Below are 12,467 nucleotides of genomic sequence, written 5' to 3' on the forward strand. Positions count from 1 at the left end.
CACGGCGTACGGAACCTCGCACCGTTCGGTACCGGCGGTGGTCGACCTCGCACCGTGCGAGGTCCTCAGCCGGCGAAGGTCTGCTGTCCGACGACGCCGAGGAGCTCGAGCTTCTGCGCGTCCTCCGATCCCGGAGGCGCCGTGAACAGCAGCAGTGCCTGCGCCTGGTCGTCGGTGTGCAGCACCTGGCAGTCGACGGTGATGCGGCCGAGCTCCGGCTGCACGATCGTCTTGTTGTCCGACCAGCGCGTGGCGACCTCGTGCTTCGCCCAGAGCTCGCGGAACTCGGGGCTGCGGGCCTCCAGCTCGGCGATGAGCTCGGCGGCCCGGCGGTCGCCCGGGCCGGCCAGGCCGACGGTCGCGCGGAGCGACGCGACGACGGTCCGCCCCAGTCGTCCGTGTTGCTCGGGTGCGTACTTGGCGCGTTCCTCGCCCGTCACGAACCACCGCCACGCCTGGTACCGCTGGTTGCCGGCCAGGCCGACCGAGCTGCCGAGGAGTGCCGCAGCGAGCCGGTTCTCGACCAGGGTCTCGCCCAGGTGGCTCACGACGATCGCCGGGGTGTCCTCGAGCCGGTCGAGCACGCGCAGGATGGCGGGGTCGACGTGGTCCGCGCGGTGCATCCGGGTCGGGGCGTTCTGCCCGGCCAGGTGGAACAGGTGGTCGCGCTCGTCGAGGCTGCAGCGCAAGGCCCGGGCGATCGCCGCGATCATCTGCTCGGACGGCTGCGGACCGCGCTGCTGCTCGAGTCGCGTGTAGTAGTCGACGGACATCCCGGCGAGGGCGGCGACCTCCTCACGGCGGAGCCCCGGGGTCCGGCGTCGCGGACCCTGCCCGAGACCGACGTCCTCGGGGCGCAACAGCTCCCGGCGACGGCGGAGGAAGTCGGCGAGCGCGGCACGGTCCATGGGTCGATCATCGTCCGGTTCGCGTCGAGGTGCCAGGGATCGCCGATCCCCCGATGACCGCGCTCTGGTTGCACCCCTGCCCGCGGAGCATCGTCGTGGTCATGGACATCACGAACTCCACCGTCTTCATCCCCGGCGCGACCTCGGGCATCGGTCTCGCGCTCGCCCAGCGCCTGCAGGCCGCCGGCAGTACCGTCGTCATCGGCGGGCGTCGTCAGGCGCTCCTCGACTCCCTCGCCGCCGAGCACGGCTTCGGCACCGTGCAGATCGACGTCGCGGACGCGGCGTCGATCGAGGCCGCTGCCAGCTCGGTGCTCGAGGCGTACCCGACCCTCGACGCCCTCATCACCATGTCCGGCATCATGCGCAACGAGGACCTGCGTTCCTCGGATCACATGGACGACGCGATCGAGACCATCCAGACGAATCTCGTCGGGACGATCCGGCTCATCGACGCCTTCCTGCCGCACCTGCTCGCCCAGCCCGCCGCGACGCTGATGACCGTCACGTCCGGTCTCGCGTTCGTGCCGCTGACGGCCACGCCGACCTACAACGCCACGAAGGCCGGGGTGCACTCGTACACCCAGGCCCTGCGACAGCAGCTCGTCGGTTCGTCCGTCGAGGTGCTCGAGCTCGCCCCGCCGGCCGTCATGACCGACCTGATGGGCGGCGCCGACTTCGGCGGGATGCCGCTCGACGCCTTCGCCGACGAGGTCATGGCGCTCATCGAGTCCGGCGCTGCCCCGGAGATCCTGGTGCAGAACGTGCACCCGCTGCGCTTCGCCGAGCGGAACGGCAACCACCAGCAGATCCTCGAGATGATGGCCGGCGCGGGGCACTGAGCCCGGCGAGCAGGTTCAGCCGGCGGCGTTCTCCGGACCGGGGGCGTCGCCGGCCTCGCGTCGGGCAATGACCCGGTCGAGGAACTGGTTGAGCACGGGGAGGCCGCACACCACGACGAGGCCGAGCGCGGAACCCCACACGGTCCATCCGAACCACGACCGGAGGATCTCGTAGGCCCACGCCGCGATCGCGGTCCACATGAACGCCGTGGCCGCTCGCTGGACCGGACGAACGGGCGTGGAGCCGAGCGCGACGGCGTCGTCGGCGCCGCGCGAGTCGGCGGCGTCGTCGTCGTCGGCATTCGCGTCATACCGGCCGAGCATGCTGAAGGCGACGCCCCAGCCGATGATCGCTGCACCTGCCAGCAGTCGCACCCAGACCACGTCGTCGGTCGGACGCTGCACGAGGTCACGCACCGAGAGCACGATGATCGCGATGCCACCGATGACGGCGATCAGGGTGATGGCGATGGCGAGGCGGCTGACGGGTCGACGGGGCACGGAGTCGATCGTAGGGGCGTCCGCGCTCGGCCCGCGCACCCCCGTTCGCGGTGTCAGAGTCCGGCGAGGAGCCGCTGCAGTTCGGCCTTGGCGTCGGGCATCCGCTCGGGGCCGGTGAGCCGCTCCCGCTGCACCGAGATGCGGACGGTGTCCGGCCGGGGACCGTCCTCGGTGGTGAGCAGCACGGACTCGCGGTCGGGGAAGGTCCACCGTGCCGACGGGCGCTTGCCGCCGCGGCGTCCGGACGTCGGCGCCGACCCGAGTGCGGCCGTGAACACCGGCACGATCCGGTCGAGCACCGCCTCGCGTTCACCCGGGACCTGTCGTGACGCCGACACCGCGAAGGTGCCGTCCGTGCGCTGACCGGGGATGCGGAGTCCGCGGGCCTGCTCGTAGCCGATGGTGATGCCCTGCGCCCACCACGGTTCGACGCCCTGGTCGATCAGCCAGGACGCGATCGCCGCGTGCCCGATGGTGGTCCCGTCTGCGCCGTCGATCAGGGCGTGCCACTCGTCCGGTGACCTGCCCGTCGCTGCGAGGACGCGGTCGGGCGCCATCCCCTGTGCGTGCGAGCGAACCGTGCCGTCGGTCATGCCGTCATCGTAGGGCGCAGAGCGTGCGGAGCACCGCCAAGTCAGGTCAGGTCACGTCACGACCGGACCGCGCCCGCAAGCGACGCGCCTGCTTCGCGCCCCCGGCGTCGATGATCAGCGGCAGGCGCTCCTTGTCGACCCCTCCGAATGCCGGATCGACCGTCACGAAGCCGTCGACCTCCCAATCCGACGCTGTTGCGACGTGAACGGCACCCGAAACGGTCAACCCGAACTGCTCCATGAGGTGCGGGACCTCGTCGCTGACGGCATCGATCCCGACCCAGTGCAATTGAGTCGACCGCAGCAATTCCCTCCAAGCGGCGACGTGGCGACGAGCGGCTTCCGCGCCCATCCCGTGAGCAGCCTGCAGCACCTCGAACTCCGTGTAGGCGCTGTACAGGATCTCGGTGCCGACCAGGTCGAGGTGATCGAGGAAGGTGACCACCTCGGCATCCTGACGCTCGCATCGGCGCAGAGCGCTCCGGATGAAACTGGAGTCGACGAGGACGACGTCCGGCCGGGCGGCGCAGTCGTTGAACTCGAGGACCCGGTACTCGTCGAACTGATGCGGCTCGAGTCGATCGAACACGGTCAGAGTCGACCGTGGAACGCCGCGGTCGGCTCGACCCAGAAGTCCGGATCGATCAACTCGGACGCTCGCCGCCGACGCTCGCGACGTTCTTCGAACGTGCCCTCCGGCCGCGGTGTCCCGGCGAAGAGGGCTCGACGTTCCGCCGCAGTGGAGATGCTCGTTGCTCGCTGATGATCGAGGTCAGCTCGCCGCAGCGCTCGAAGACGTCCCTCTGCGGCCTGCGCCTCGGTCGGGACACGGCGGAGCGGATGGGGTGATTCGGCTGGTCGCACGGTGCCTCCTTGGTCGATGGAGTCAACCGTAGGAGCGCCGAACGGACGCCACAGAACATTCCGTATTTCGCCGCCTGTCCGTCGACCAGACGTCACTCGGCAGCAGCGAGGACCGTCCGCCCGAGCCGCACGAAGTCGTCGACACCGATCGCCTCACCCCGGGCGGTCGGGTCGATGCCCGCCGCCGTCAGGACCTCAGAGGCGTGCGCACTGCCGCCGAGCACCCCGGACAGGCTCTGCCGCAGCATCTTGCGCCGCTGCTGGAACGCGGCGTCCACCAGCGTGAACACCCGCGACCGCAGGAGTTCGTCGCCCGGGGGCTCGTGCCGGTCGAACGCCACCAGGACACTGTCGACGTTCGGCACCGGCCAGAAGACCTGACGGCTGACCAACCCGGCGGTGCTCCACGCGCCGTACCAGGCGGCCTTGACGCTCGGTGAACCGTAGACCTTGCTGCCGGGGCCGGCGGCCAGCCGGTACCCGACCTCGGCCTGCACCATGACGAGCGACCGCTCGATCGACGGGAAGGTCGCGAGCAGGTGCAGCAGCACGGGGACGGAGATGTTGTAGGGCAGGTTCGCGACCAGGTGCGTCGGTGCGGTGTCGAGGTCCGACGCGGCGACGGTCATGGCGTCCTGCTGCACGACGGTCAGCGTCGCGTCCGGCTGCATGGTGCTGACGGTCGACGGCAGCTTGGCGGCCAGGCGCTTGTCGATCTCGACCGCTGTGACAGATGCGCCGGTCTCGGTCAGGCCGAGCGTCAACGACCCCAGGCCGGGCCCGATCTCGAGCACCCGTGCCGACGGGGTGACGCCGGCGACCGCCACGATGCGTCGCACGGTGTTGGCGTCGTGCACGAAGTTCTGCCCGAGCTTCTTCGTCGGGGTGACGTCGAGTTCGGCCGCGAGCTCCCGGATCTCCGCCGGGCCGAGCAGTGCACCCACGACTACTCGTCCACCGTCACGGGCTCGGCGTCCCACGCGCCGTAGACGAGCTCGGTGTTCGAGGCGATCTGGGCCGCGAGCATCGAGGCGTCCGTGCCGAGCGTCTCCGCCATCGACCGCAGGGTGAGGGGGATGAGGTACGGCGCGTTCGGGCGACCACGGAACGGGGTGGGCGTCAGGAACGGTGCATCGGTCTCGATCATGATCAGGTGCCGCGGGGCGACGACCAGGGCTTCACGCAGCACGGCGGCGTTCTTGAACGTCACGGTGCCGGCGAAGGACATGTACCAGCCGCGCTCGGCGCAGAGCCGGGCGAGGTCCGGGCCGCCGGAGAAGCAGTGGAAGACGGTCCGCTCCGGGGCACCCACGCGGTCGAGGACCTCGACCACGGCGTCGTGCGCGTCGCGGTCGTGGATCGTCAGCGCGAGGTCGTGCTCCTTGGCGATGCGGATGTGCTCCTCGAACGACCGGACCTGGGCGTCGCGGCCGTCCTCGCCGGTGCGGAAGAAGTCCAGGCCGGTCTCACCGATCGCCCGGACCCGCGGCAGCCCCGCGAGCAGTTCGATGCCGGCGAGGTGCTCGTCGAGCAGCCCCTGCTCCTGCAGCACGGGGGCTTCGTTCGGGTGCAGCGCGACGGCGGCCAGGACGCGGGGCTCCCGGGCGGCGATCGCGGCGGACCACTCAGAGGTGGCGAGGTCGGTGCCGACCTGCACGACCCCGCGCACCCCGACGCTCGACGCGCGGTCGAGGTGCTCGCGGTACTCCAGGGGCCCGTCGCCGCCGTCGCCCACGCCGTCGGCGATCTCCATGTGGGTGTGGTTGTCGTACACCGGCACGACGAGCGCCTGCGGAAGCGGCGGGTACGTCAGGTCGCGCTTCGAGCCACCGGACGCTCCGTCACCGCGGGACCGGACGTGCGACTCGGCGTCGGTCACGCGGAGGCCTGCTCGATCCGGGGGAACAGCCCGCTCTCGAGGGGCACCACGTGCGACGCACCCTGCCACTCGTACGCGCGGTCGACCCGCTGCTCGGCGACGGACCCGCCGGCGCCGATCGAGGCCCAGAGCTTCTCGGTCGCCTTCGGCATGACCGGGGACAGCAGGACGGTGACGGTGCCGAGGCCGCGGAGCGCGGTGGTCAGGACGGTACCGAGGCGCTCGCGGTCGGCGTCGTCCTTCGCCAGGGCCCAGGGCGCCTGCTCGGTGATGTACCCGTTCAGGGCGTCGACGAGCTCCCACACGCTGGCGATGGCCTCGTGCGGGGCGAAGGCGGCGATGGCGGCGTCGGCACGCTCGGTGACCGACACGGCCAGGGTGTCGATCGCCTGGTCGGACTCGGTCGACTCGGCGCGCACCGGGACCTCGCCGTCGTAGTACTTCTGCAGCATGGCGACCAGGCGCGACGCCAGGTTGCCGTACCCGTTCGCGAGCTCGGCCTGGTAGCGCGCCGAGATGTCCTCCCAGCTGAAGTTGCCGTCCTGCCCGAAGGTGATGGCGCGCAGGAAGTAGTAGCGGAACGCGTCGGAACCGAACGTGTCCGTGATCTCGGACGGCGCGATGCCGGTCAGCTTCGACTTGGACATCTTCTCGCCGCCGACGAGCAGCCAGCCGTGGCCGAAGACACGCTCCGGGACGGGCAGACCAGCGGCCATGAGCATGGCCGGCCAGATGACGGCGTGGAAGCGGGCGATGTCCTTGCCGACGATGTGGACGCTCGGCCAGAGGCGCCGGAAGGCCTCGTCGTCGTCGGTGCCGTAGCCGAGGGCCGTGACGTAGTTGAGCAGGGCGTCGAACCACACGTACAGCACGTGGTCGCTGTCCCACGGGATCGTGATGCCCCAGTCGAAGCTGGAACGCGAGATCGACAGGTCACGGAGCCCCTGCTTGACGAACGAGATGATCTCGTTGCGGACGCTCTCGGGCTGGATGAACAGTGGGTTCGACTCGTACAGGTCGAGCAGGCGCTGCTCGAAGTCGGACATCCGGAAGAAGTAGTTGCGCTCGGCCAGGACCTCGACCGGGATCGAGTGGATCGCGCAGACCTGCTGACCCTCGTACGCACCGGTGCCGGCGACCAGGTCGCTCGGCTGCTTGTACTCCTCGCACCCCACGCAGTAGAAGCCCTCGAACTCGCCCGCGTAGATGAAGCCGTCGTCGTAGAGCTTCTGCAGGAACGCCGTCACGCCACGCTCGTGCCGTTCGTCCGTGGTGCGGATGAAGTCGTCGTTCGCGACGTCGACCGTGTCGAGCAGTGGCTTCCAGGCATCGTTGACCAGGCGGTCTGCCCATTCCTTGGGCGAGACGTCGTTCGCCGAGGCGGTGCGCAGGATCTTCTGCCCGTGCTCGTCCGTGCCGGTGAGCAGCCAGGTGTCGTCACCGCGCTGCCGGTGCCAGCGCGCGAGGAAGTCCGCGGCGACCTCGGTGTAGGCGTGCCCGATGTGGGGCACGTCGTTCACGTAGAAGATCGGCGTGGTGATGCTGAACGAGGACCCGGCGGACATGCGGACCATCCTACGGGCGCACCGAACCCTGATGACGCGCGCGGCGGTGGACCGTGGAGAACCGGGTCCGGGAGGCCCGCGACGGGCCCGCCCCGCGCCTCCAGACCGGCGAACGGGAACGTGACGAGCCCCGCTCAGCGCGCCGCGAGCGCCCCCTCGTACAGGTCCCGCTTCGACAGCCCGGTTGCGTCCGCGACCGCTGCGGCGGCCTCCTTCATGCGCATACCGGCGGCCACCCGCTCGAGCACCAGGCGCACCCCGTCGTCGAGCGTGGCTTCCTCGGTGGCCTCGGCGGCTCCGGCGACGACGATGCAGATCTCGCCTCGGACGCCCTCGGACGCCCACTCGACGAGTTCGTCCAGCGGCCCACGGCGGACCTCTTCGTAGAGCTTCGTGAGCTCACGGCACACCGCGGCGCGGCGGTCGCCCCCGAACCCGACGGCCATGTCGGCCAGGGTCTCGGCCAGCCGGTGCGGGGACTCGAAGAACACCATCGTCCGCTGCTCCCCCGCCAGCGCCTGGAACGCCCGGCGACGCTCCCCGGCCTTGCGGGTCGGGAACCCCTCGAACGTGAAGCGGTCGGTGGGCAGCCCGGACACGGCGAGCGCCATGAGCACGGCCGACGGCCCGGGCACGGCGGTGACGGTGACCCCGGCGGCCGCGGCGGCCTCGACGAGGGGGAAGCCCGGGTCGCTGATCGCGGGCATGCCGGCGTCGGTCAGGACCACGACGTCCTCGTCACGGGCGAGCTCGACGACCTCGGACGCCTTCGCCCGCTCGTTGTGCTCGTGCAGGGCGATGAGCCGCGGACGGTTCTCGATGCCCAGGGCGCGCATCAGGTGGATGGCGGTCCTGGTGTCCTCCGCCGCGACGACCGTGGCGTTGGAGAGGGTCTCGACGAGACGGCGCGAGGCGTCCCCGAGGTTGCCGATGGGCGTTGCTGCGAGGACGATCACGCACCCATTGTGGGTGCACCGCCGTCCGAGCGGGGACACGCGGTCGATCCGTAGGATGCTCAGCGATGACCAGCGAGCTGACCGACGACCGCACGGCCGTGCCCGACGGGCCGGTCGGCTCGCGCCTGGACGACTGGTGGGGGCGGGTGCTCTCCACGTCGCAGCGGGTCGCCGTGTGGCGGTGGACGGGTCCGCTCGCGGTGACGCTCCTCGCCGCCGTGCTGCGGCTGGTGAACCTCGGCAACCCGCACTCGCTCGTGTTCGACGAGACGTACTACGTCAAGGACGGCTGGTCGATCGTGCACCTCGGGTACGAGGGCACCTGGCCCGCGAACCCGAGCGGTGACACCGCCCCGACGACCGACGGCCGGTTCGTCCGCGGTGAGACGGACATCTTCACGAGTGCCGCGGAGTTCATCGCGCACCCGCCGCTCGGCAAGTACCTCATCGGGCTCGGGATGCTGCTGTTCGGGGCGGACAACTCGTTCGGCTGGCGTTTCACGGTGGCCGTGCTCGGCATCGCGACGGTGTTCCTCACCGCGGTGATCGCCCGGTCGCTGTTCCGTTCGACGATGATCGGCACGCTCGCCGGCTTCCTGCTCGCGATCGACGGGCAGGCGATCGTGATGTCGCGGGTGACGCTCCTCGACGGCGTCCTGACCTTCTTCGTCATCCTCGGCTTCGGGGCGCTGCTGCTCGACCGTCGGCAGAGTCGACGGCGGCTCGACGAGTGGGTCGCCGCCCGCGCCGCCGCCGGCCGGCCCACCCTCTGGGGGCCGGTCCTCTGGTGGCGTCCGTGGCTGTTCGCGATGGGCCTGGCCCTCGGGCTGGCAGCGGCGACGAAGTGGTCGGGGGTGTACTTCCTGGCGTTCTTCGCCGTGTACTCCGTGCTGAGCGACATGATGATGCGCCGTCGCGCCGGGGTCGAGTTCTGGTCGTCGAGCGCGCTGCTGCAGCAGGCACCGGTGTCGTTCCTGCTGACCGTGCCGATCGCCGCGTTGACCTACGTGGCGTCCTGGACCGGCTGGTTCGTGTCGAAGGACGGCTGGGACCGCAACTGGCTGTCCTCGGGCGGCGAGCGGTGGACCGGAGTGCTCGCCTGGGTGCCGGACAGCCTGCAGAACTGGTGGCACTACCAGTCGGAGATCTACGCCTTCAACATCGGGCTGCACACCCCGCACTCGTACCAGGCGAACCCGCTGCTCTGGCTCGTGATGCAACGCCCCACGTCGATGTTCTACGTCGGCACGGACGCCGGACAGGACGGCTGCTGGGCGAACCGCTGCGGCGAGGCGATCACCGGCATCGCGAACCCGTTCATCTGGTACGCCTCGGTCATCGCGACGGTGGCGCTGCTCGTGCTCTGGATCCTGCGCCGGAAGTGGGAGTACGGCTTCGTCCTGCTCGGGGTCGCGGCGGGGTACCTGCCCTGGCTGATGTACGTCGACCGGACGGTGTTCCAGTTCTACACGATCGCCTTCGAGCCCTACATGGTGATGGCACTGGCCGCCGCGATCGGGGTGGTGCTCGGCAGGCGGAGCGACGAACGGTCGCGCAGGTCACGGGCGATCCTGTGGGTCGGTGTGTACCTGGGCGTCGTCGTGCTCGCCTCGGTCTACTGGTACCCGATGTGGACGGCGATGCAGGTGCCCTGGGACTTCGTCCGGTCGCACTACTGGATCCCCAGCTGGCTGTAGCCGGCCGGGCGGATCCGGCCGGTCCGGTCGCGCGCGTCGCGCCGCGCGCTCTGGTGGCGACCACCGCCGGACTGGAGGCCCGTGGCGGCGCCGCCACGGGCCTCCGGTCCGTCCCTGGTCAGGACTGCGCGTGCAGCGCGCGCTCGATCGACTCGCGGTCCAGCGGTTCGCCGAGCATCGGCGCGGTGTCGTCCGTGCCCGGCAGGACGCCCTGGACCAGGAGTTCCGCGTAGCGGCGCCAGGCGTCCGGGTCGTGCTCGCGGGTGGCGTCGGCGACCGCGCCGACCATCGCGGTGAGCATCGGCAGGTCCCGGGAGTCGAAGCCGGGGCGGACGACGCCGGCGCCCTCGGCACGGCCGATGATCGCGGCGACCTGCCGTTCGAGTCGGTCGCGCTCCTGCACGATGGACGGTCGGGCCTTGCCGGCACGGACGATGGCGTCGGCGAGGGCGCGGTCGCGCGCACGGAACGCGAAGACGCCCATCAGGTAGACGCGGAGCGCCTCGCGCGGGTCGGACACGTCCGCGGCGCGCGCAGCGGCCTCGTTCATGGCCTCGAACTTGGTGGCGAGCAGCGCCTCGATCAGGGAGTCCTTGTCGGCGAACCTGCGGTAGACGGTGCCGACCCCGACGCCGGCCTCGTGCGCGATGTCGTTCAACGTGACGGAGAGCCCGCGCTCCGCGAAGCACTTGCGCGCCGTCTGCAGGATCAGCTCGCGGTTGCGCGCTGCGTCGGCGCGCAGCGGTCGCTCGAGGTCGGACGCGGACTCGGTGGTGCTCACGAGGACGAACCTAGTTGAACTATCTGGGAACAAGTGGATGCGGTTCCTCCGTTTCGGTCTACACTGGCCACAAGCGGATGCTGTGCATCCGGTTCGACCCCCTCTCCTTTCGGAGCGCCCGACGGTGCGCGCTCCGAGTCCCCCTCCAACCTTCATGAAGGAGGCTGCCGTGACGGCAGAACACACCGTGCCGACCCCCACCGGGACAGCACCCACGACTCCGGGCACCACCCCCGCCAAGAGCAACCACCGCTGGATCGCCCTGGCGGTCATCGCCCTCGCACAGCTGATGGTCGTGCTCGACGCGACCATCGTGAACATCGCCCTGCCCTCGGCCCAGGCCGACCTGGACTTCGGCACCGACCAGCGGCAGTGGATCGTCACCGCGTACTCGCTGGCGTTCGGCTCGCTGCTGCTGCTCGGCGGTCGTCTCGGCGACCTGTTCGGCCGCAAGAACACCTTCATCATCGGGCTGGTCGGCTTCGCCGTCGCGTCGGTGCTCGGTGGCCTCGCCGATTCGTTCGGCCTGCTCGTCGCGGCCCGCGCACTGCAGGGCGTCTTCGGCGCGCTGCTCGCCCCGTCCGCCCTCGGCATGCTGACCACCACGTTCCGCGACCCCAAGGAACGCGGTCGCGCGTTCGGCATCTTCGGGTCCATCGCCGGCTCGGGTGCGGCCATCGGCCTGCTGCTCGGCGGCGTGCTGACCGAGTACGCCTCGTGGCGCTGGTGCCTCTACGTCAACGTCGTCTTCGCCGTGCTCGGCGTGATCGGCGCGCTCGTCTTCATGGAGCGCCCGCCGAAGGTCGAGCGTCCGCGCATCGACGTGCTCGGCGTCATCACCATCACCGCGGGTCTGGTCGGGGTCGTCTACGGCTTCTCGAACGCCGAGACCAACGGCTGGGACTCCCCCGTCACGATCGCCATGCTCGCCGCCGGCGTCGTGCTCATCGCCGCGTTCGTCTTCATCGAGACCCGCGTCGCTCACCCGCTGCTGCCCCTGCGCGTCGTGCTCGACCGTGACCGCGGCGGCTCGTTCATCGCCATCGGCCTCGTCGCGATCGGCATGTTCGGCATCTTCCTGTTCCTGACCTACTACCTGGAGCAGACCCTCGGGTTCAGCTCGCTGCAGACCGGTCTGGCCTTCCTGCCGATGCCGCTGTCGATCATGATCTCGGCGACGCAGATCGGTGGCCGTCTGCTGCCGCGCGTCGGGCCGAAGGTGCTCATCTTCGCCGGCGGCCTGGTCGCCGCGACCGGGCTCCTGCTGCTGCTCCGCACCGACCTGGACAGCTCCTACGCGGGCACCGTCCTGCCGGCGCTGATCGTGATCGGCCTCGGCATGGGCACGATCTTCTCGTCCGCGATGAACACCGCGACGACCGGGGTCGCCCGAGCCGATGCCGGTGTGGCATCGGCGACGGTCAACACGATGCAGCAGATCGGTGGCTCGATCGGCACGGCGCTGCTGTCGACGATCTTCGCGGACGTGGTGTCGAACAGCCTGTCCGGGCTGTCGGCCGCACCGACGAAGCTGCAGCAGGCCCAGGCCACGCTCGACGGGTACCACGTGGCGTTCGGCATCTCGGCCGGCGTGCTCGTGCTCGTCGCCCTGGCCGGCGGACTGCTCATCAACCGGCAGTCGGTGCGGGTCGAGCGGCTCGCACGTGCCGGGTCCGCCACGACCGGGAGCATCCCCGCCGCGGCGCACTGACGCTCGCGGCTCGCTCCGCACCTTCGGCCCGTTCCGGTTCTACCGGGGCGGGCCGTTGCGCGTGCGGGGGGCGCACCCGTTCCCCGACGATCCACCTGCCGAACGACGCGTGCATCGTCGATGGATGCGCACGCACTCGGTGCCCACGCACGTTCCGACTCACCACTCGT

General features: G+C 70.6%; 12 protein-coding genes. 3 read left to right on the forward strand and 9 right to left on the reverse strand.

The features are described from left to right. Window positions 1-65 precede the first annotated feature (65 nt). Window positions 66-908, reverse strand: a complete 843-nt coding sequence (locus H7A73_RS05985; RefSeq protein ID WP_182065106.1) for a helix-turn-helix transcriptional regulator — start codon at window positions 906-908, stop codon at window positions 66-68. Window positions 909-1,009: 101 nt separating this feature from the next. On the opposite strand from H7A73_RS05985, the gene H7A73_RS05990 reads away from it, so the two are divergent. Next, window positions 1,010-1,750 (forward strand): SDR family oxidoreductase, encoded by a 741-nt coding sequence (locus H7A73_RS05990; RefSeq protein WP_182065107.1) that lies wholly within the window; start codon window positions 1,010-1,012, stop codon window positions 1,748-1,750. Window positions 1,751-1,765: 15 nt separating this feature from the next. On the opposite strand, the gene H7A73_RS05995 is transcribed toward H7A73_RS05990, so the two are convergent. From H7A73_RS05995 to rsmI, 7 genes are all read right to left on the reverse strand, one after another. Beyond that, window positions 1,766-2,251, reverse strand: coding sequence for a hypothetical protein (locus H7A73_RS05995; protein ID WP_182065108.1), 486 nt, complete (start codon window positions 2,249-2,251; stop codon window positions 1,766-1,768). A gap of 53 nt (window positions 2,252-2,304) precedes the next feature. Further along, entirely contained in the window at window positions 2,305-2,844 is a 540-nt protein-coding gene (locus H7A73_RS06000; protein ID WP_182065109.1) for a hypothetical protein, read from the reverse strand. Between the two features lie 46 nt (window positions 2,845-2,890). Beyond that, window positions 2,891-3,433, reverse strand: coding sequence for a hypothetical protein (locus tag H7A73_RS06005; protein WP_182065110.1), 543 nt, complete (start codon window positions 3,431-3,433; stop codon window positions 2,891-2,893). Window positions 3,434-3,800: 367 nt separating this feature from the next. Next, a complete protein-coding gene (gene rsmA, locus H7A73_RS06010; protein WP_182065111.1) occupies window positions 3,801-4,652 on the reverse strand; it encodes a 16S rRNA (adenine(1518)-N(6)/adenine(1519)-N(6))-dimethyltransferase RsmA in 852 nt (283 codons plus the stop codon). Between the two features lie 2 nt (window positions 4,653-4,654). After that, window positions 4,655-5,587, reverse strand: coding sequence for a TatD family hydrolase (locus H7A73_RS06015; RefSeq protein ID WP_182065112.1), 933 nt, complete (start codon window positions 5,585-5,587; stop codon window positions 4,655-4,657). Further along, window positions 5,584-7,152, reverse strand: coding sequence for a methionine--tRNA ligase (metG, locus tag H7A73_RS06020; protein WP_182065113.1), 1,569 nt, complete (start codon window positions 7,150-7,152; stop codon window positions 5,584-5,586). Before metG ends, H7A73_RS06015 begins: the two co-directional genes overlap by 4 nt. Before the next feature lie 134 nt (window positions 7,153-7,286). Then, window positions 7,287-8,108: a 16S rRNA (cytidine(1402)-2'-O)-methyltransferase gene (gene rsmI, locus H7A73_RS06025; RefSeq protein WP_182065114.1), complete on the reverse strand. Its 822-nt coding sequence runs from the start codon at window positions 8,106-8,108 to the stop codon at window positions 7,287-7,289. A 65-nt stretch (window positions 8,109-8,173) separates the two neighbouring features. On the opposite strand from rsmI, the gene H7A73_RS06030 reads away from it, so the two are divergent. Then, on the forward strand, window positions 8,174-9,805 hold the full coding sequence (locus tag H7A73_RS06030) for a dolichyl-phosphate-mannose--protein mannosyltransferase (RefSeq protein ID WP_182065115.1): 1,632 nt from the start codon (window positions 8,174-8,176) through the stop codon (window positions 9,803-9,805). A 118-nt stretch (window positions 9,806-9,923) separates the two neighbouring features. Here the strand turns inward: H7A73_RS06030 and H7A73_RS06035 are convergent, their stop codons facing one another. Continuing rightward, window positions 9,924-10,586, reverse strand: coding sequence for a TetR/AcrR family transcriptional regulator (locus H7A73_RS06035; protein WP_182065116.1), 663 nt, complete (start codon window positions 10,584-10,586; stop codon window positions 9,924-9,926). Between the two features lie 169 nt (window positions 10,587-10,755). Here H7A73_RS06035 and H7A73_RS06040 point away from each other — a divergent pair, with 169 nt between their 5' ends. Continuing rightward, window positions 10,756-12,297: an MFS transporter gene (locus H7A73_RS06040; protein ID WP_182065117.1), complete on the forward strand. Its 1,542-nt coding sequence runs from the start codon at window positions 10,756-10,758 to the stop codon at window positions 12,295-12,297. The last annotated feature ends 170 nt before the right edge of the window (window positions 12,298-12,467 follow it).

The sequence above is a fragment of the Curtobacterium sp. ME12 genome (genome assembly GCF_903970855.1).
GTDB classification, from domain to species: Bacteria; Actinomycetota; Actinomycetes; order Actinomycetales; family Microbacteriaceae; genus Curtobacterium; species Curtobacterium poinsettiae_A.